This window comes from Actinomadura madurae (assembly GCF_047130825.1).
GTDB classification, from domain to species: domain Bacteria; phylum Actinomycetota; class Actinomycetes; order Streptosporangiales; family Streptosporangiaceae; genus Spirillospora; species Spirillospora madurae.
In genome coordinates this window covers 1,770,560-1,788,184 of the sequence record NZ_CP083237.1, presented here as the reverse complement: position 1 = coordinate 1,788,184, position 17,625 = coordinate 1,770,560, and the positions used below count along the sequence as shown (strand labels likewise).

Annotated in this window: 19 protein-coding genes; 9 read left to right on the top strand and 10 right to left on the bottom strand. The window is 72.8% G+C overall.

The genetic code is table 11. The features are described 5' to 3' along the window. Positions 1–108: 108 nt before the first annotated feature. Positions 109–999, bottom strand: a complete 891-nt coding sequence (locus tag K8Z49_RS08415; RefSeq protein ID WP_412517949.1) for an AraC family transcriptional regulator — start codon at positions 997–999, stop codon at positions 109–111. Positions 1,000–1,112: 113 nt separating this feature from the next. Here K8Z49_RS08415 and K8Z49_RS08410 point away from each other — a divergent pair, with 113 nt between their 5' ends. Then, on the top strand, positions 1,113–1,859 hold the full coding sequence (locus tag K8Z49_RS08410) for a class I SAM-dependent methyltransferase (RefSeq protein WP_024936208.1): 747 nt from the start codon (positions 1,113–1,115) through the stop codon (positions 1,857–1,859). A 6-nt stretch (positions 1,860–1,865) separates the two neighbouring features. On the opposite strand, the gene K8Z49_RS08405 is transcribed toward K8Z49_RS08410, so the two are convergent. Beyond that, the gene (locus K8Z49_RS08405; RefSeq protein ID WP_412517947.1) at positions 1,866–2,786 is read right to left on the bottom strand and encodes a hypothetical protein; all 921 of its coding nucleotides are present in this window, start codon (positions 2,784–2,786) and stop codon (positions 1,866–1,868) included. Next, a complete protein-coding gene (locus K8Z49_RS08400) occupies positions 2,783–3,424 on the bottom strand; it encodes a TetR/AcrR family transcriptional regulator (RefSeq protein WP_412517946.1) in 642 nt (213 codons plus the stop codon). Before K8Z49_RS08400 ends, K8Z49_RS08405 begins: the two co-directional genes overlap by 4 nt. A 25-nt stretch (positions 3,425–3,449) precedes the next feature. On the opposite strand from K8Z49_RS08400, the gene K8Z49_RS08395 reads away from it, so the two are divergent. From K8Z49_RS08395 to K8Z49_RS08380, 4 genes are all read left to right on the top strand, one after another. Further along, on the top strand, positions 3,450–4,190 hold the full coding sequence (locus K8Z49_RS08395; protein ID WP_412517945.1) for an SDR family oxidoreductase: 741 nt from the start codon (positions 3,450–3,452) through the stop codon (positions 4,188–4,190). A 570-nt stretch (positions 4,191–4,760) separates the two neighbouring features. Beyond that, positions 4,761–5,633 carry an alpha/beta fold hydrolase gene (locus tag K8Z49_RS08390; RefSeq protein ID WP_235206535.1) on the top strand — a complete coding sequence of 291 codons (873 nt, stop codon included), beginning with the start codon at positions 4,761–4,763 and terminating at the stop codon, positions 5,631–5,633. A gap of 106 nt (positions 5,634–5,739) precedes the next feature. Further along, complete coding sequence (locus K8Z49_RS08385) at positions 5,740–6,669, top strand: Rieske 2Fe-2S domain-containing protein (protein ID WP_024936209.1); 930 nt, start codon at positions 5,740–5,742, stop codon at positions 6,667–6,669. Positions 6,670–6,808: 139 nt separating this feature from the next. Further along, positions 6,809–7,465 carry a hypothetical protein gene (locus tag K8Z49_RS08380; protein ID WP_146877470.1) on the top strand — a complete coding sequence of 219 codons (657 nt, stop codon included), beginning with the start codon at positions 6,809–6,811 and terminating at the stop codon, positions 7,463–7,465. Positions 7,466–7,498: 33 nt separating this feature from the next. On the opposite strand, the gene K8Z49_RS08375 is transcribed toward K8Z49_RS08380, so the two are convergent. Together K8Z49_RS08375 and K8Z49_RS08370 are read right to left on the bottom strand one after the other, a co-directional pair. Continuing rightward, positions 7,499–8,188, bottom strand: a complete 690-nt coding sequence (locus K8Z49_RS08375; protein WP_412517944.1) for a response regulator transcription factor — start codon at positions 8,186–8,188, stop codon at positions 7,499–7,501. A 134-nt stretch (positions 8,189–8,322) separates the two neighbouring features. After that, on the bottom strand, positions 8,323–8,901 hold the full coding sequence (locus tag K8Z49_RS08370) for a hypothetical protein (RefSeq protein WP_021594455.1): 579 nt from the start codon (positions 8,899–8,901) through the stop codon (positions 8,323–8,325). A 223-nt stretch (positions 8,902–9,124) separates the two neighbouring features. On the opposite strand from K8Z49_RS08370, the gene K8Z49_RS08365 reads away from it, so the two are divergent. Together K8Z49_RS08365 and K8Z49_RS08360 are read left to right on the top strand one after the other, a co-directional pair. Next, complete coding sequence (locus K8Z49_RS08365) at positions 9,125–9,688, top strand: hypothetical protein (protein ID WP_412517943.1); 564 nt, start codon at positions 9,125–9,127, stop codon at positions 9,686–9,688. A 195-nt stretch (positions 9,689–9,883) separates the two neighbouring features. Continuing rightward, positions 9,884–10,360, top strand: a complete 477-nt coding sequence (locus K8Z49_RS08360) for a cyclic nucleotide-binding domain-containing protein (RefSeq protein ID WP_033333447.1) — start codon at positions 9,884–9,886, stop codon at positions 10,358–10,360. Here K8Z49_RS08360 and K8Z49_RS08355 read toward each other — a convergent pair. Then, positions 10,350–10,772, bottom strand: a complete 423-nt coding sequence (locus K8Z49_RS08355; RefSeq protein ID WP_021594452.1) for a pyridoxamine 5'-phosphate oxidase family protein — start codon at positions 10,770–10,772, stop codon at positions 10,350–10,352. The genes K8Z49_RS08360 and K8Z49_RS08355 overlap by 11 nt on opposite strands. 105 nt (positions 10,773–10,877) lie before the next feature. Between K8Z49_RS08355 and K8Z49_RS08350 the strand changes: the two genes are divergently transcribed. Beyond that, complete coding sequence (locus K8Z49_RS08350; RefSeq protein ID WP_412517942.1) at positions 10,878–12,599, top strand: GAF domain-containing protein; 1,722 nt, start codon at positions 10,878–10,880, stop codon at positions 12,597–12,599. A 27-nt stretch (positions 12,600–12,626) separates the two neighbouring features. On the opposite strand, the gene K8Z49_RS08345 is transcribed toward K8Z49_RS08350, so the two are convergent. Next, a complete protein-coding gene (locus K8Z49_RS08345; protein ID WP_021594450.1) occupies positions 12,627–13,511 on the bottom strand; it encodes a LysR family transcriptional regulator in 885 nt (294 codons plus the stop codon). A gap of 135 nt (positions 13,512–13,646) precedes the next feature. Between K8Z49_RS08345 and K8Z49_RS08340 the strand changes: the two genes are divergently transcribed. Next, positions 13,647–14,351 carry a type 1 glutamine amidotransferase gene (locus tag K8Z49_RS08340; protein ID WP_412517941.1) on the top strand — a complete coding sequence of 235 codons (705 nt, stop codon included), beginning with the start codon at positions 13,647–13,649 and terminating at the stop codon, positions 14,349–14,351. Here K8Z49_RS08340 and K8Z49_RS08335 read toward each other — a convergent pair. The 3 genes from K8Z49_RS08335 to K8Z49_RS08325 are packed head-to-tail and all read right to left on the bottom strand — an operon-like array spanning position 14,328 to position 17,486. Then, positions 14,328–15,050 carry a gamma-glutamyl-gamma-aminobutyrate hydrolase family protein gene (locus K8Z49_RS08335; protein WP_412517940.1) on the bottom strand — a complete coding sequence of 241 codons (723 nt, stop codon included), beginning with the start codon at positions 15,048–15,050 and terminating at the stop codon, positions 14,328–14,330. The genes K8Z49_RS08340 and K8Z49_RS08335 overlap by 24 nt on opposite strands. Further along, positions 15,047–16,534 carry an aldehyde dehydrogenase family protein gene (locus K8Z49_RS08330; protein ID WP_024936214.1) on the bottom strand — a complete coding sequence of 496 codons (1,488 nt, stop codon included), beginning with the start codon at positions 16,532–16,534 and terminating at the stop codon, positions 15,047–15,049. Before K8Z49_RS08330 ends, K8Z49_RS08335 begins: the two co-directional genes overlap by 4 nt. A gap of 13 nt (positions 16,535–16,547) precedes the next feature. Then, entirely contained in the window at positions 16,548–17,486 is a 939-nt protein-coding gene (locus K8Z49_RS08325) for a TIGR03619 family F420-dependent LLM class oxidoreductase (protein WP_412517939.1), read from the bottom strand. Positions 17,487–17,625: the final 139 nt, after the last annotated feature.

Genomic DNA, 17,625 nt, shown 5'->3' with positions numbered 1-17,625 from the left:
CAAGGGCCAGGACCGCACCAGGCAAGCCCCCGGCCACTAGCCGGACATTCCCGGCGGGGCCGGGGCGTCAGATCCGGCCGGACGAGCGGTCCGGTCCGGCGGCCGCCGTCATGGTCCTCGGCGTTCGGCATGGCGCCACCGCTGCGGGGTGACGCCGTAGCGGTTGCGGAAGCGGCGGACGAGGTAGGTGGCGTCGCCCAGCCCGGTCCGGGCGGCGACGGCGTCGAGCGGGAGGTCGGTGCGGCGCAGCAGCCGCCGGACTTCGATCATGCGCCGTTCGGTGATCCAGTCGAGCAGCGGGCGGCCGGTGCGCCTGCGCAGCACGGTGGTGAGGTATCCGGGGGTGTAGCCGAGGGAACGGGCGATGTCGGCGGCGGAGACCGCTTCGCGGAACCTCGCCTCGATCTCGGTGAAGACCCGCTCGACGAGCGGGTCGGGGGAGCCGGGAGCGGCGGGCGCCAGCCGGGCGGCGGCGACCAGGAGCCGGGTGAGCGCGGCGGCGGCGGCCTCGCGGGCGCCGAGGCGTACCGGGTCGGCGAGCTCCCCGTCGAGGTCGGCCAGCCACGCCGACCAGGCCGCCCGGTCGGGCTCGGCCACGCGGGCGTGCCCGGCGCCGGGAGCGAACAGCGCGAGGAGGGGGTGATGGGTCCAGGTCAGCGGGGACACCGAGGCCAGGGCGGGGACGGCGTCCGCCGTGAACGCGACCGCCCAGGCGCGGCCGCGGGAGAGTTCGGCCACGGTCGTGATGCCGATGACCTGCCCGGGTGCCACGGCGTGGACCTGGCCGGCGCGCAGCGGCCGTTCGGTGCCGTCGACGGTGACCAAACCCGCGCCTTCCTCGATGTAGACCAGGACGAGGAAGTCGTGGGCGTGCCGGTGGCCGGGAGGGAGATCGGCGTGGGCGGTCTCGGTGTTGAAGCGCATCACCGACACGGCGGGCAGGCCGGGACGCCGCCGGTAGCGGTACACCGGCGTCCCATCGCCTAAAGGATGTCCCATGGCGTCCACGTTATGTGCTGCTCGGCGACCGCGGAATGTCCAAGACTGAAGAGGTGACGACCCAGGGTCCGCCGCGCGGCGGACCCGACACCGACAACGGCGAAAGGGCACTCATGGGAGCTTCCGCTCAAGTACGCATCCTGGACCAGCGAACCCCGCAGGAGCGGGACCGGGCCTTCCTGCCGGGCGCGGGCAAGACCTGGCTTCTGCCGTTCTACGACGCCTTCACCCGGCTGGGCGGCGTCCGCGCACTCCACGAGCGTGCGGTCGAACTCGCCGGCATCGAGGCCGCCCAGGCGGTGGTCGACGTCGGCTGCGGTACCGGCAACCTGTCGCTCTCCGTCCTCGCCGTCCAGCCGGACGCGCGGGTGACCGGCCTGGACCCCGACGGGCAGGCCCTGCGCAGGGCGGCGCGGAAGGCGCGCCGCCGCGGCGTCCCCCTCACCCTGGTGCAGGGATACGCCGACCGGTTCCCCGCGCAGGACGCCACGCTCGACCACGTGCTCTCCTCGCTGGCCCTGCACCACCTCGACGACGACGGCCGCACGGCGTTCGCGCGCGAGGCGCTGCGCGCCCTCCGCCCGAACGGGAAGGTCACCGTCGTCGACTTCGGCGGCCCCTCGTCCGGCACCGACCACGCCCCCCACGGCCACGGCCCGGCCCATGCCCTCCGGCACCTGCCGCGCCCCCTGCGCGCCAGGGTGGCGAACAGCCCGGCCGTGGCCCGCAACCACGCGAACGGTATCGTCACGCTGCTCGCCGAGGCCGGATTCGACGACGCCCGGGAGGTCGCGCACGCCGACCACAGGTTCGGCCGGGTCACCTTCGTCCAGGCCACCCGTCCGCGCACCGAGACCTGACGAGGGTCATGGCGGTCCTCCATGGCCCTGGCCAACGGCGGCCCGCTCCAAAAGGGTGATCCCCGTGACGATGCCGCGGAACGGGTCGGCGGTTCGGGCGCCGTCCACTTCGCAGGCCAGGCACAGCGCCGCCAACCGGATCGCCGTGATCTTGCCGGCCGTGAGCGGCTCCCGCTCGGTGAATACCGGGATCGCGACCTCTTCGAGACGGCCGGCGGCCTGCCGTGCCCACGTGTCCGGCGCGGCGCCGTCGAATGCCCGGCGCCCGTCGCGGACGCTGTCGGCCAGGTCGCCGGTGGGCGCCGCACTACCGCGGACGCGTGCGGCGTTCTGCAGGACGCCGGCGACCCGGCGGCGCCATACGCGCTCCGGCTCCCCGCTGAACAGGTAGTGGCGGGTCTGGTAGTACAGGCCACGCTTGAAGACGCGGTCGAGGGCGCGGTCCAGCAGCAGTGATCCGGTCTCGCCCCTGCCCAGGTCACCAGGCAGTTCACGCAGGGCATCGCGGACGTGGCCCCTCTGGTCCTGCCACTCGTCGCCCAGCTCACCGGCACGCTTCTTGTCGATGGAGATGTCCGGGTCGGTGGCCAGCTGGTATCTCGCGTACGCGTCGCCTTCACGTCGGACGGCCGAACTCAGCCGATCGGCGCCGGCGACCGCGGTGCTGAGGTCGTGCTCGGCATCGTGTCCGGGAACCAAGATGCGGGCCGATTCCCGCGCGGTCCCTCCCGCCGCCGTGAGCGCTTCCGGGCAGTCGGAGGCCACATCCTTGGCCACCCAGAGAGAATGGTCGCCCCGATGGTGGCGGAGGTTCCAGATCGCGCGGACGAGCAGTATTCGCGCGAAGAGCGGCGCCGCCCGGTCGACGTCGGTGGCGATGTGATGGGCGAGCGTCCGGCGGTCGATCGCACCTGGCCGTTCCATCATCGTCCTTCGGGAGAACCGGCCTGGTCGCCCGCTGCCGGTGGACGCCGCGCGCGGAGACCGTCGACGAGGATCGACAGCAGCCGGGGTCCCCGCGCGTCGAGTTCGGCGTCGTCCAGCCGCGACAACCAGCTGATGAGCACGATGACGTCGCGCGCTTCGGCGTCGGGGCGGACGCTGTCGGCCGAGCGGCCGGCGGCCAGCAGGAGCTCCACGGCCTCGCCGATCGGGCCGAGGCTGTGGGCGGCGAGGTCATGCCCGGTCGCCGCCTCGACTGCGGCGAAGACGTCGCGCTTGACCCGGGCGTAGGCGGCCACCCGGTCGAACCACGCCGCCAGGGCGTCCACCGGCGGGTGGGTCGCCAGCAGTTGCGGAGCCGCGGCGACCAGCTCGTCCACCTCTCGGCGGTACACCTCGGCGAGGAGGTCCTCACGCGTCGGGAAGTGTCGGTACAGCGTGCCCTGCCCGATGCCGCAGGCCTTCGCGACGGCGTTGAGTCTCAGCTCTCCCGGCTCGCGCACGAGCTCGCGCGCCGCCCGCAGGATCCGCTCGCGGTTGCGCTGCGCGTCCGCACGCCGGACTCCATCGCCCTTGACAGAACCGGACACGTGTCCGCTACGGTCCTCGGTATAACCGGACATGTGTCCACTCTAGTTGGGGGATCCCGTGACCATCCACGGCAAGGTCGTCGCCATCACCGGCGCCAGCAGCGGAATCGGCGAGGCGACGGCCCGCCACCTGGCCTCCCTCGGCGCGGCCGTCGTCCTGGGCGCCCGCCGCACCGGCCGGCTGGACCGGCTGGCCGCCGAGATCGAAGCCGCCGGCGGCGAGGCGGCCGCCCTGCGCGTCGACGTCACCCGGCCCGAAGACGTCCAGGCGCTGGTCACCGCCGCCGTCGAGCGCTTCGGCCGTCTGGACGTCCTGGTGGGCAACGCCGGGATCAGCCGGATCGGCCCGCTCGCCGACCTGGACGTCGAGGGCTGGTCGGCGATGGTCGATGTGAACCTCAGGGGGATCCTGCACGGGATCGCCGCAGTCCTGCCAGTGTTCCGGCGCCAGGGCGGCGGTCACCTGGTCACCGTCGTCTCGACGTCCGGCCTGAAGATCGTCCCCACGCAGGCGGTGTACGCCGGGACGAAGAACGCGGTCCGCACCCTCCTGGAGGGCCTGCGGCAGGAGAGCACCGACGGGGTCCTGCGGACGACGTCGATCTCCCCGGGTTATGTCCGCACCGAACTCATCGACAACGCCGTCGACGACCCGGCCGTGCGCGAGCAGGCCCGGCAGAACATGGCCACGCTGGGCATCGCCCCCGAGGCGGTGGCCCGCGCGATCGCCTTCGCGATCGACCAGCCCGAAGACGTCGAGATCGGAGACCTCACCATCCGCCCCACCCGCCAGGGCTGACGTCGGATGCCGCGCCGCCGGCCCAATGTGGCTTACCGTGCCTATTTTGCCGGGCCCTATCATCGTTGCAGGCCGTCGCGACAAGCAGCCAAGGGCGACCCGGAGCTGGTGCTCGTAGGCCGTCTCGTAGGTCAAGGTCCACTGGCCGTCGGCCGCGGCGAAGTGATCCTGCCGGGTGCCATCTGCGCCTTGGAAGCCGCCGCGTGCGCTGGTCGGTGCCAGGCTCTCGCGGAGCGCGCGGAGTCTCTCCTCGTACGGTGGCGCGCCTTCGATGAGAGTGGAGAGTACGGCGGCCACCCCGCCTTCGGGGTACTCGAACTCGTCGTCGCGCGTCCAGTGGACGCTCTTCCAGCGTTCGGGGGACCGCAGAACGCGCCGCGCCCGTACCTCCGGGCGATCTCGATGAAATCGCGAGGAAGGCTCAGCCCGAGCGCGTCCTCCACCCGCGTCCAGTCGGCATCGGAATCCACCGGGGCCGGGGCGGCGGGACGAGTGCGAGCAGCCTTTCGAGTTCCGTCACGTGCGCACTGTAGCCGCGGCATTCCGGGCCGCAGGAGTAGCGTTGCCGTGGTGTTCGAGGGTTTCGACGAATTCGACATCTCGACGTCGCAGACGACGATCCATGGTGTTCGGGGTGGGGCGGGGCCACCGGTACTGCTGCTCCACGGCATCCCCGAGACGCACCTGATGTGGCACCGCATCGCGCCGGCGCTGGCCGAACGGTTCACGGTGGTCGCGACCGACCTGCGGGGGTACGGCGCGAGCGGCAGGCCGCCCAGCGCGCCGGACCACGGGCCGTACCGGATGCGGGCGCTCGCGACCGATCAGGTCGAGGTCATGGCGGCGCTGGGGTTCGACCGCTTCGCGGTGGCCGGCCACGACCGGGGCGCCCGGTGCGCCTACCGGATGGCACTGGACCACCCGGCCGCGGTCAGCCACCTGGCGGTCCTGGACGTCGTGCCCACCGGCGATGCTTACGCCCGCGCCGACGCCGACTTCAGCCTCGGGTACTGGGTCTGGTCGTTCCTGGCCGCGCCGAGCCCGGTGCCGGAGGAACTGATCGCGGCGGCGCCGCAGGTGCTGGTCGACCACATGCTCGACGCCTGGTCCCAGGTACCCGGCGTGTTCCCCGACCGAGTGCGCGACGCCTACCGGGCGACCTTCGCCGATCCGGACGCCGTCCACGCGATATGCGAGCAGTACCGCGCCGCCGCCACCCTGGATGTGGCCGACGACCAGGCCGACCGCGGCCGCCGACGCATCGAGTGCCCGACCTTGGTGCTGTGGAGCGCCACCGGCCCGGTCGGGCAGTGGTACGAACCGCTCGACGTCTGGAAGGTCTGGGCCGCTGACGTGCGTGGCGGCCCCGTCCGGGGCGGCCACTTCCTGCCGGAGGAGGCGCCCGAGGAAACGCTGGGCCACCTGCTGGAACTGCTGACCTGAGCGCGCTCTGCAAGGTCACCGGGTGTGCGGGTTGAGGGAGTGGGGTTTTCGGAGGTGTGCGGGGGATAGGAGCGGATTAGTGATGTCGTGCCTTGGGGGAGGCAAGATGAGCATGCCGCAGAAGATGATGCGTCGGCTGGAGAGGGCGGAGGCGCTCGACGGGGCCGCCAAGCCGGTGAGCAAGGCGGTGCAGCGGGCGGTACGGCCGCGCCTCGTCCGCAATCTGCTCAGCGGGACCAACCTGGGGCACCCGCTGCACCCGACGCTCACCGACGTGCCGATCGGCGCGTGGAGCATGGCCGCGCTGCTGGACATCGCCGGGGGACGCGATGCCGAGCCGGCGGCCGATCTGCTGGTGCGGACCGGCGTGGTCGCCGCGCTGCCCACCGCGATCACCGGGCTGAACGACTGGTCCGACACGCTGGGACCGGAGCGGCGCGTGGGGCTGGTCCACGCCGCGTCGAACTCCGCGGCGCTGGGCCTGTACGTGGCGTCGGCCGTCGCGCGTGCCCGCGGGAAGCGCCGGCAGGGCAAGGTGCTGGGGTTCGTGGGGTGGGGTGTCCTGGCGGCGAGCGCCTACCTCGGCGGTCACCTGTCGTTCGTCAGGGGCGTCAACGTCAACCGCACCGCATGGCTGCAGGGCCCGGAGGAGTGGACGCCGACGCTGGCGGAGGCCGAGCTGTCCGACGGCGAGCACCGCACGGTGGACGTGGGCGGCGTGCGGGTCCTGCTCCACCGGATGTCCGGGGAGGTGTACGCCCTGGCCGCGACCTGCAGTCACATGGGCGGCCCGCTGGACGAGGGGACGTTCGAGGAGGGCTGCGTGGTGTGTCCGTGGCACGGCAGCACGTTCCGGTTCGCCGACGGCGGCATCGTGCGCGGCCCGGCCAGCGCTCAGCAGCCCTGCTACGAGACGCGCGTCCAGGACGGCCGCATCGAGGTGCGCGTCCCGCCGAAGGGCGTCCCCGAGCGGACGGTCGAGGAACACCCTCATCGGAAGAGCCGTCGCGCGCTCACGCGCATGTCGGCCTCCTGACCGGCTCGCCGCCGACCGTCACGGCCACCCCGCGCTCGTCGCGTGCGGCGGTGACGGTCGCGGCCGGTTGCGGCTGCCAGTGCCGCGGCATTCACCATCGCTCACCTCCGGTGCGGGCAGGACGTTTACGTTGCTGGGCATGACCACCATTCCCGACCGCCCATACGCACGGCGATGGCTCGTGGCCACCGTCGCCCTCTATACCCTCACCCACCATCTCGGGTTCGCCCTCGCTCCGCTCGGCAGCGTCGGCCACACCAGCTGGGCGGACTGGATCGACATCCTCACCCCGTACGCCGTCCTGCTCACCGCCGCGGCCGCTCTGCACGTCGCCCACGCGCGCCCCCGCACCTGGGTCCTCTACCTCATCGGCGCCATTACCTACACCGAAGGCCACGGGATCCATCTCTCCGCCAATTCGGTCTACAACGTCCAACCGGGCCCGACCGCTCACCTCTGGGACGAAACCGTCGGCCATTACCTCTGGTACGCCGGAACGGCGCTCGTCTTCGCCGCTCTCACCACCGCATTCGCCCGCACGCCCGCGCCGCGTACCCGGCTTTACCTGCCGCTCAGCCTCGGCGTCGCCATCACCTGGACCACCAACTCCATCGAAGGCACCACGGCCTTCATGGGCATCGCCGTCGCCGCCGCCTTCACCGTCTACGGCTGGCGAACCCGCGACGGTCTCGGCCGGGTCCTGCTCCCCGCGTTCGCCCCCGCCGTCGCGATGCTCACCGCCTACGGCATCTGGTACCGGGGCTTCCCCCAGCCCTCCAACATGGGCTGGATCTGACCTCATCACCGGACACAGGCGGTCCGGGGCGTGCTACTCGCGCCGCTTCGCGGAATGGGCGGAGTCGGCCTTGATCTGGGCGGCGAGGGCGGCGGCCTGGGTGCGGCGGCTCATGCCGAGTTTGGCGAAGAGGCTGGAGATGTAGTTCTTGACCGTCTTCTCGGCGAGGAAGAGGCGTTCGCCGATCTGCCGGTTGGTCAGGCCTTCGCCGATGAGTTCGAGGATGTGGCGTTCCTGGTCGGTGAGGCCTTGGAGGGGGTCCTTCTTCTCCTGGCGGCTGCGGAGGCGTTCGAGCATGCGGGCGGTGCTGCGGGGGTCGAGCAGGGACTGGCCGGTGGCGACGGTTCGGACGGCGCCGACCAGGTCCGAGCCGTGGATCTGTTTGAGGACGTAGCCGGCGGCGCCCGCCATCACGGCTTCGAACAGGGCGTCCTCGTCGTCGAACGAGGTCAGCATCAGGCAGGCCAGGTCGGGCAGCCGGGAGCGGATCTCGCGGCAGACGGTGACGCCGTCGCCGTCGGGGAGCCGGACGTCCAGGACCGCCACGTCCGGCCTGGCGGCGGGGATGCGGGCCAGCGCGTCGGCGGCGGTGCCCGCCTCGCCGACGACCTCGATGTCGCCCTCGGCGGACAGCAGCGCGGCCACGCCCCGCCTGACCACCTCGTGATCGTCGAGGAGGAACACCCGGATGGCCGTGGCGCCTTCTTCCTTACCGCTCGTCATCGCACGTCCTCTGCTCGCAGATGATGCCCTGGACGTTACCCGCGACGGGCCGCCGTGACCCGGACCGGACGTCCGTAGATCGCGGGACCAACGTCCTGAAAGAGGCACGGCGCCCGGATCGCCGTGCGACCGGGTCACGGACCGATGTGGTGGTTGTCGAATCGGGTCCACGCGGCGTCCCAGAGCCGGTAGCGGAGTCGGTCGCACCGCCGCCGGACCAGCAGGTAGACGCCCAGCGGTGGCAGGCCCGCGGCGAGCAGGGTTCCCGCGCCCGCCGTCACGGTGCGGGTGATCGTCCACCCGCGCCCCGGGGGAGGCGAGGTCGACACGGTGCCGGGGCCGACCCAGACCGTGAGGCGGTCCCCTGCGGCGGGTGCGCCCCAGGCGGTGTAGTCGTCCGTCCGCCGTGTCCCGTCCGGTTCGGTCCAGGCGACGGTCACCCGGTGCCGGTTCTTCAGCTCCTCGATCTTCACGACGGTGGCGCTGACCCGGTGCCGCGTGGCGGCCGCCTCCTTCTCGGTGCGCGTGCCCGAGTCGTGGACGGTCTGGACGACGTGGGCGCAGAGAGGCGGAGAGACGCTGAGGAAGAGCACGAGGAGGAAGAGGCCCACCTTCCACTGGAGGCGGTCCACGTGCCGGCGCAGGTCGTTGCCGTCGAAGCCGAACCTGCGGCGCCAGCGGTCCGCACGCGCGCGCACCTTGACCGGTTTCATGCGTCGTTCCTTCCATTGCCGCCGGAAACGACGTTAGAAGTCCCGGATTGGGTGGTTGCAGAGCCGAAGGTCCTTTCTCCTGGGCCGGAAGGCCTCGATAGGGCGCAAGGACGGGGGACCTCCGTCTCGATGATCGTGGGCCGAACGGATCTGGGGCCGGGCCGTCGGGGTGGCGTTGAGTGAGGGGTGAAGAGATCAGCGATGGGATGGAAGGTGAGTGGCGATGGCACTCTCCGAGCACAAGACGCACGTCCGGAGGGACACCTTGGTGCGGGTGGTGACCCCCAAGCCACTGACCGAGTCGCCCGCGGCCCGCTATGTCTGGGCGCTGGCCCGGCTGTCGCTGGGCTGGGTGTTCGTGTGGGCGTTCCTGGACAAGATGTTCGGGCTGGGGCACGCGACTCCGGCCGCCAAGGCGTGGATCGAGGGCGGCAGCCCGACCGAGGGGTTCCTGAAGAACTCCCCGACGGGTCCGTTCGCCGGTTTCTACCACGACATCGCGGGTGCGGCGTGGGCGGACTGGCTGTTCATGATCGGGCTGGGCGGGATCGGCGCCGCGCTGGTCCTGGGCATCGGGATGCGGATCGCCGCCGCCGCGGGCGCGGTGCTGCTGGTGATGATGTGGACGGCGGTGCTGCCTCCGGAGAACAACGTGTTCATGGACGACCACCTGGTCTACGCGATCGTTCTGGTCGGGTTGGCGCTGGTCAGCGCGGGCGACACCCTGGGGCTGGGCCGCTGGTGGGGCAACACCCGCCTGGCCAAGCGCCTCCCCATCCTCAAGTAGCCGACAAAGACCGCAAAGGACGCCCACCCTGTCGGTGGGCGTCCTCGCGCGTGGTCGCACGGTCAGGTGATCAGGGGCGCGGCGGAGGTCCCGTCCATGAAGGCCGTTCGGCCCTGTGGAGCGGCTCCCCCGGAGGGTGGGATGGAAGGGCAATCAGCGGATGAGAAGGAATCTGGGGTGAGACAGGTGGGCATCGTGACCGGAGCAGATCTCGCCCGTGAACCGTTCCTGAGCGGCATGCGAGCGACCGGCCTGGCTAGGCTGGCGACCGCGGCACGCTACACCGAGATACCGGCGGGACGGCGGATCTTCCACGAGTCCGAGCCCGCCGAGCGGTTCTGGCTCATCCAGGAGGGGACCGTGGCCGTCGATCTGCACACGCCCGGCCGCGGGCCCGTCGTCGTGGAGACCTTCGGCCCGGGATCCGTGCTGGGCTGGTCCTGGCTGTTCGGGCCGCACCGGTGGCGGTTCGGAGGCGTCGCCGGCACGCCGGTCCGGGCGATCGAGTTCGACGGCCGCCTGGTCCGGACGCTCAGCGCGGTCGACCCGTCCATGGGCTACGAGCTGACCCGCCGCTTCGCCGGACTCGTCGTGGAACGCCTTGAGGCGACCCAGGCACGGCTGATGGAGCTCTCCGAGACGGCCCAGCGGAACGGAGCGCTCAGGGCGTGACGACCGGCTCGGCGATCCGCCGGCCGGTCACGAGCTCGCACTGGACGAGGATGAAGGCGTCGTGCTCCCCGGGGGCCCAGCTCCGCAGGGGGAGGGCCGCGAGCGCGGCGAGCTCCCGCGGGTCGGTGACGCGCCGGGCGCGGCCGACGACGACCACGGACCAGCCCGTCCGGGCCGCGGTGTCGAACTCGTCGATCTCGAACGCGACGACGGTGTTCGCGGCGGCCGTGGCCAGCCTCGACGTCCGCGACGTCTTGATCACGATGTGGTCCCGGCTGAGGACGAAGTTGACGGGCTGGACGGCGGGCAGCGCCTGGTGGGTGAAGACGATGCGCCCGATCCGGGCTCCCGCCAGAAGGTCGCGGCACTCGCCCTCGTCCAGGATCTCCAGGCCGCTCTGGTCGCGCTGCATGGCTCCAGAGTGGCGCGGGCGCGGCGGGGACCGTTAGGGACCAAGGTCCCGGAAATGGCGGGGCCCGGCCTGCCCCCTGGGCGCATGCTGCGCGATACTGGCGGTGTGGCTGAGGAGTCAGGTACCGGTCCGGACCGGGCGCGGCTGATCCTCCCGCAGTTGCAGCTGGACGATCTGCTCGCGGAGCTGCAGGCGCGGCTGGAGGCCGCCCGGTCGACGCGGGATCGCGTGCACGCGCTGCTGGAGGCGGTGGTCTCGATCGGCAGCGAGCTCGACCTGGAGTCGGTGCTCCGCCGCATCACCGAGGCCGCGACGACCCTGGTGGACGCCCGGTACGGCGCCCTCGGCGTGATCGGCGAGGAGGGGGAGCGGCTGGTCCAGTTCGTCACGGTCGGGGTGAGCGACGAGGAGATCGACGCGATCGGGCACTGGCCGCACGGCCACGGGATCCTGGGGCTGCTGATCCGTGAGCCGCACCCGATCCGCCTGCCGAACCTGGGCGAGCATCCCGCCTCCAGCGGCTTCCCGGCGCACCACCCGCCCATGCGCACGTTCCTCGGGGTCCCGATCCGGGTGCGCGACGAGGTGTTCGGCAACCTCTACCTGACCGAGAAGGCGGGCGGCGGCCGGTTCGAGGACGAGGACGAGGTCGTGGTGACGGCGCTGGCCACGGCCGCGGGCGTCGCGATCGAGAACGCCCGGCTGTACGAGGAGACGCGGCGGCGGGAGCGCTGGCTGGAGGCGTCGGGGGAGATCTCCACGGCGCTGCTGTCGGGCACCGACCCGCACGAGGTGACCTCCCTGCTGGCCCGGCGCGCCCGGGAGATCGCCGGTGCCGACCTGGCGACCGTGGCGCTGATCGGGGAGGCCGGCACGGATTTCACGGTGGAGGCCGCCGACGGCGAGGGCGCCGAGCGGCTGGAGGGGCTGCGGGTGCCGCTGCACCACTCGGTGGCCGGGCCGGTCTTCGCCGGCGGGGCGGCGCTGCGGCTGGCCGACGGCGGCGAGGCGGCGCGCGAGGCGAACGTGCCGACGCAGGTGCCGATCGGCCCGCTGCTGATCGTGCCGCTGGGCCTCGGCTCGTCGGCGCGCGGCATCATCTCGGTGGCCAACGTGCCGGGCGGGCCGGTGTTCGCGGAGGGGACGCAGCGGCTCCTGGAGGCGTTCGCCGGGCAGGCGGCCGTCGCGCTGGAGCTGGCCGACCGGCGCCGCGACACCGAACGCCTCGCGCTGCTGGAGGACCGCGACCGCATCGCCAAGGACCTGCACGACACCGTGATCCAGCGGCTGTTCGCGACCGCGATGGGGCTGATGGCCGCGATCAAGATCACGCAGAAGCGGGAGGTGGCGGTCCGGGTGCAGCGGGCGGTGGACGACCTGGACGACACCATGCGGCAGATCCGCTCGACGATCTTCGCGCTGCAGGGGCCGACCGACACCGAGTCGCTGCGCAGCCGGGTGCACGTCCTGGTCGACGCCGCGTCGGAGCACCTGGGGTTCGCGCCCTCGGTGCGGCTGGACGGCCTCCTGGACACGGCGGTGGACGATGACGTCGCCGAGCATCTGCTCGCCGTGGTGCGGGAGGCGCTGTCGAACGTGGCCCGGCACGCCAAGGCGACCGAGGCCGCGGTGAACATCGGCGTCGGGGACGAGGTCACGGTCTGCGTCGAGGACAACGGCATCGGCATCCCTCCGGGAGGCCGCCGCAGCGGGCTCCGCAACCTCGGCGAGCGGGCCGAGGGGCTGGGCGGCGCGTGCACCACCGAGTCGCGTCCGGGCGGCGGGACGATGCTCACCTGGAGGGTCCCCCTCCGCAACGGCCGGTAGACCGCCGCGGGCACCGCGCCCGCAGCGTTACAGGGTGAGTCCGTCGAGGCGGTCGAGAACCTGCCACAGGGCCGTGTTCTTCGCGTCCTTCAGCCAGAGCAGGTGCAGTTCCACCGGCTTGCCGGCCTGCCTGGCGAACGGGAGGTACGCCACGCCCTCGACGCCCAGGCGGGTGGCGGCCTCGGGCACGAACGCGAGCCCCCGGCCCGCGGCGACGAGCCAGATCATCGTGAGGACCTGGCTGACGCTGTGCACCACGTTCTCGCGCATGATCGGGACGAGGCTGACGATCAGATCGTAGAAATAGGCCGCCTTGTCCGGCGAGTGCATGATCAGCGGCTCGCCGGCCAGGTCGGCCGGGCGGACGGGACGGCCGAGCCGGGCCAGCCGGTGACCGGCCGGCGCGGCGATCATGAGCATCTCCCGGCTGAGCGGGCGCGAGTCGAAGACCTCCCGGTCGAACGGCGGCCGGGCCAGCCCGAGGTCGAGCTCGTGCCCGAGCAGCGCCTCGGTCTGCTCCCGGGTGACCATCTCGTACAGGTCGACGTCGATGTCGGGCAGCGTCTCGTCGATCCGGCGCAGGACGGCCGGCAGGGCCGCGAACGTCGACGCCGCCGTGAAGCCGATCCGCACCGTGCCGGCCGACCCGGCCGAGATCCGGCGCGCCAGGTCGGGGGCGTGGTCGGCGAGCGCGAGCAGCCGCCTGGCCTCCGACAGGAACGCCGCGCCCGCCGCCGTCAGCTCGACGCTGCGGTTGTCGCGCTCGAACAGCTGGACGCCGATCGTCCGCTCCAGCTTCTGGATCTGCCGGCTCAGCGGCGGCTGGGTCATGTTGAGCCGCTCGGCGGCACGGCCGAAGTGGAGCTCCTCGGCCACGGCGACGAAGCCACGGAGTTGCTCGAAGGAGAACATAATGCCGTGAAGGTATCACCCGTCCCGAAGGAGAGTCGGGCGTGCATCAGTCGCTGGGCTCACGTGGCCATCGCCACAGAGAAGAGAGGCCGCCCTTCGGATATTGTTTGGGGACAAACATTCTTCGGAGGTCGCATGCGCGCGCTGATCATCGAGCATGACGCCCTGTCCCCGATCGGGCCGGTCGGGGAGCGGCTGGTCCAGCACGGGTTCGAGGTCACCGAGCGGGTCGTCGTGCCGGCCGGGCGGCACGACGACCCCCGCGTGGAGATCGACTTTCCCGAGCCGTCGGAGTGGGACCTCGTCGTGGCGATGGGCGCGCCGTGGTCCGTCGACGACGAGGCGGCGATCGGCACCTGGATCACCGGCGAGCTGGCCATGCTGCGCAAGGCGCACACCCTCGGGGTGCCGGTCCTCGGCGTCTGCTTCGGGGGCCAGGCGCTGGCGACGGCGCTCGGCGGCGGGGTCGAGCGCGCACGGCGTCCCGAGATCGGGTGGGTCGGGATCGAGACCGGCGAGCCCGGCCTCGTCGGGCCGGGGCCCTGGTTCCAGTACCACTTCGACCGCTGGGTGATGCCGCCCGGCGGGATCGAGATCGCCCGCAACGAGGTGGGGCCGCAGGCCTTCAAGGTCGGGCGCAGCCTCGGCGTCCAGTTCCATCCCGAGATCACCGTGCGCGAGCTGGAGTCGTGGCTGGCCAACGGCGCCGGGGACGACATGCGGCGGCTGGGGCTCGACCCCGGCGCCGTGCTCGCCCGCACCCGGGAGCTGGCTCCCGCCGCCGAGCGCCGCGCGCACGGCTTCGTGGACGCGTTCCTACGCCACGTCCGCCTTCGGTGAGCGGGCCGCCGCCTCGCCCGACGCCCGGACGAGCGCGGTGAAAAGGGCCTGCTGGGCCGGGTCGCTGGTGGTGTCCTCGGGATGCCACTGGACGCCGAGGAACCAGCCGCGCGCGCCGGGGAACTCCATGGCCTCGATCGTCCCGTCGGCCGCCCGCGCGGTGACGGCCAGCCCGGCGCCGGGCGTCTCGATCCCCTGGTGGTGGTAGCAGGAGACGGCCGGCGCGAGGGTGCCGGTCGTCCTGGCCAGCAGCGAACCCGACTCGGCGGTGACGCGGTGCACGACGTGGCGGTGGTCGGGTTCCATGTGCTGGCGCAGCGTCCCGCCCGCCACGACGTTCACGACCTGGAGGCCGCGGCAGATCGCCAGCAGCGGCGTCCCCGCGGCGAGGGCGTGCGCGGCGACGGCGAGGTCGAAGGCGTCCTGCTGGTCGTCGACGTCGTAGAGGGCCTCGTGCTCGTCCGCCGCGCCGTAGTGGTGCGGGCGCAGGTCGCCGCCGCCCGGCAGCAGGACGCCGTCGCAGCGGGCCAGGCGCCCGGCGGCGTCCGCCGGGTCGGCCGGGTGCATGATGAACGGCTCGCCCCCGCCGCGCCAGACCGCCTCGACGAGCGCGCGGGCGGCGACCTCCGCGGTGTAGCGCAGCGCCGACGCGCTCGCGGAGAACCGGGCCGGTATCGCGATCAGCGGGCGGGCGCTCACAGCGCGATCCAGGTGGTCTTGAGGTCGAGGTACTTGTCCAGGGCGTGCAGGGACTTGTCGCGGCCGTTGCCGGACTGCTTCACGCCGCCGAACGGGACGCTCATGTCGCCTTCCTCGTAGCAGTTGACCCACACGGTGCCGGCCCGGAGCGCGCGGGAGACGCGGTGCGCGGTCGTCAGGTCGGAGGTCCACAGCGCGGCGGCCAGGCCGTACTCGGTGTCGTTGGCCAGGCGCACGGCCTCGTCGATGTCGTCGAACTCCAGCACGGCCAGCACCGGGCCGAAGATCTCCTCCCGGGCGATCCTCATCCCGGGCTTCACCTGGTCGAACACGGACGGGCGCACGTAGTGCCCGTCCCCGTCGATCGCGGAGCCCCCGGCGCGCAGCCGGGCGCCCTCGGCGGCCCCGGCCTCCAGGTACGACAGGACGCGGTCGCGCTGGCGGGCCGAGACGAGGGGGCCCATCTCGGTCGCGGGATCGAGCGGGTCCCCGACGGCCAGGGAGCCGGCGCGGGCGACGATCCGGTCGAGCACCCGGCCGGCGACGGAGCGGTGGACGAGCAGCCGGGACGGGGCGGTGCACATCTCGCCGGCGTTGAAGAAGACGCCCCAGGCGGCGGTGTCGGCGGCGGCGTCCAGGTCGGGCGCGTCGGGCAGGATGATGTTGGGCGACTTGCCGCCCAGTTCCAGCCAGACCCGCTTGAGGTTGGAGCCGGCCGCGTACCGCAGGAAGTGGCGGCCGACCTCGGTGGAGCCGGTGAAGGCGATGACGTCGACGCCGGGGTGCTCGCCCAGCGCCCGCCCGGCGGTCTCCCCGCGCCCGTTGACGACGTTGAGCACGCCGTCCGGCAGGCCCGCCTCGGCCGCCAGCGCGGCCAGGTGCAATGCGGACAGCGGGGACTCCTCGGCGGGTTTGAGCACCACCGCGCAGCCCGCCGCGAGCGCCGGCGCGATCTTCCAGGCGGCCATGGTGAGCGGGAAGTTCCACGGGACGACCGCGCCGACCACCCCTGCCGGCTCCCGGGTGACCAGCGCCAGCGAGTCGGCGCCGGTGCGCGGGGACTCGTCGATGAGCTTGTCGGCGGCCTCGGCGTACCAGCGCAGGCAGCCGATGAGGGCGCGCAGTTCGATGCCGTCCGCCTCGGTGACCGGCTTGCCCATCTCCAGCGAGACCAGCAGGGCCAGGGCCTGGCGGTCGCGCTCGACGAGATCGGCCAGCCGCAGGAGGGCGGCCCTGCGTCCGGCGGGGGACAGGCGGGGCCACGGCCCCTCGTCGAAGGCGTGCCGCGCCGCGGCCACGGCGCGGTCGACGTCCGCGGGGCCGGCGGCGGCCACGTCGGCGATCGCGCGGCCGTCCCGCGGCGAGACGACCGGGAACGTGGCGCCGTCCCGGCTCGGCACGAAGGCGCCCCCGATGTGATGGCGGGTGCGCGGGGCGAGCCGGGCGGCCCGCCCGCGCCACTCCTCGTACGGGACGTCGGTCATGGTCGCTCTCCGTTCAGGGGCCGAGCAGGGCGCCGGTTCGCTTGACGACCTCGCGGCAGAAGGCGCCGACGCCGTCCGGGTCGTCGATGAACTGCGACGGTTTGACGCAGAAGGTGGTGAACCCCTGCGCGACCTGCTCCGGGATGCTCTCCAGGGCGGGGGCGAGCGGGGCGCAGGAGCGGTCGTCGGGGAAGACGGGGCGGGTTCCGCCGATCATCTCCAGGTCGGCGGCGTCGCGTCCGGCGTCCGCGAGGGCGGTGCGCAGGCGGGCGAGTTCCTCCGGGGACGGCCTGCCCAGCGGATGGAAGCCGTGCCCGTACCGCACCAGGCGGTCGAGGAGCCTGTCGTGCAGCCGCTGCCCGCCGAACCACATGCGCGGGCCGTCGGGCCGATGGGCGCGCGGCTCGAAGTACACGTCCTCGAAGCCGAAGTGCCGCCCCCGGTAGGAGACCGGGGACCCGCGCCACAGCATGCTCCAGATTTCGAGCTGCTCGTCCAGGATGGCGCCCCGCCCGCCGAACGGCACGCCCAGGGCGGCGTACTCGTCGCGGCTCCAGCTCACCGTGGGCTGCACCACCAGGCGCCCTTCGGAGACCAGGTCGAGCGTGCCGAGGTCGCGGGCGAGCGCGAGCGGGTGGCGCAGCGGGGCGAGCACCGCCGCCGCGGCCAGCCGCAGCCGGGACGTGACCGAGGCGATCGCCGCGAGGAGCACGAGCGAGGACGGCCACGGCGTGCGCGGGTCCTGGTTGCCGGGCAGCGCGTACTCCCGCGGGTTCCCCATGACGCCGCCGGCGGCGGAGTCCGGGCCGAGGACGATGTGCTCGCTGATCATGACGGCGTCGAAGCCGGCGTCCTCGGCCTCGCGGGCCCAGCGGACCAGGGCCGGCAGGTCCCGGCCGGAGGTCATCGTCCAGTTCTCGCTCAGTACGAGCACCAGGCGCGGTGGCTGCACCCTCGTCCCCTCTCAGACATCGTCCTCGGAACGGCACCCAGAATGTTCGGGCTCAAACGAACTGTCAAGGCACGCCCGCCGGGAATTGACCTGGCGGGCCCGTTCTCCTAGATTATTTGGGACCAAACGAACTGGAGGT

Excerpts from the sequence above, each read along its gene's own strand:
- K8Z49_RS08415 (WP_412517949.1), bottom strand. The coding sequence starts at position 999 with ATGGGACATCCTTTAGGCGATGGGACGCCGGTGTACCGCTACCGGCGG.
- K8Z49_RS08410 (WP_024936208.1), top strand. The coding sequence starts at position 1,113 with ATGGGAGCTTCCGCTCAAGTACGCATCCTGGACCAGCGAACCCCGCAG.
- K8Z49_RS08405 (WP_412517947.1), bottom strand. The coding sequence starts at position 2,786 with ATGATGGAACGGCCAGGTGCGATCGACCGCCGGACGCTCGCCCATCAC.
- K8Z49_RS08400 (WP_412517946.1), bottom strand. The coding sequence starts at position 3,424 with ATGTCCGGTTATACCGAGGACCGTAGCGGACACGTGTCCGGTTCTGTC.
- K8Z49_RS08385 (WP_024936209.1), top strand. The coding sequence starts at position 5,740 with ATGAGCATGCCGCAGAAGATGATGCGTCGGCTGGAGAGGGCGGAGGCG.
- K8Z49_RS08380 (WP_146877470.1), top strand. The coding sequence starts at position 6,809 with ATGACCACCATTCCCGACCGCCCATACGCACGGCGATGGCTCGTGGCC.
- K8Z49_RS08375 (WP_412517944.1), bottom strand. The coding sequence starts at position 8,188 with ATGACGAGCGGTAAGGAAGAAGGCGCCACGGCCATCCGGGTGTTCCTC.
- K8Z49_RS08370 (WP_021594455.1), bottom strand. The coding sequence starts at position 8,901 with ATGAAACCGGTCAAGGTGCGCGCGCGTGCGGACCGCTGGCGCCGCAGG.
- K8Z49_RS08365 (WP_412517943.1), top strand. The coding sequence starts at position 9,125 with ATGGCACTCTCCGAGCACAAGACGCACGTCCGGAGGGACACCTTGGTG.
- K8Z49_RS08355 (WP_021594452.1), bottom strand. The coding sequence starts at position 10,772 with ATGCAGCGCGACCAGAGCGGCCTGGAGATCCTGGACGAGGGCGAGTGC.
- K8Z49_RS08345 (WP_021594450.1), bottom strand. The coding sequence starts at position 13,511 with ATGTTCTCCTTCGAGCAACTCCGTGGCTTCGTCGCCGTGGCCGAGGAG.
- K8Z49_RS08340 (WP_412517941.1), top strand. The coding sequence starts at position 13,647 with ATGCGCGCGCTGATCATCGAGCATGACGCCCTGTCCCCGATCGGGCCG.
- K8Z49_RS08330 (WP_024936214.1), bottom strand. The coding sequence starts at position 16,534 with ATGACCGACGTCCCGTACGAGGAGTGGCGCGGGCGGGCCGCCCGGCTC.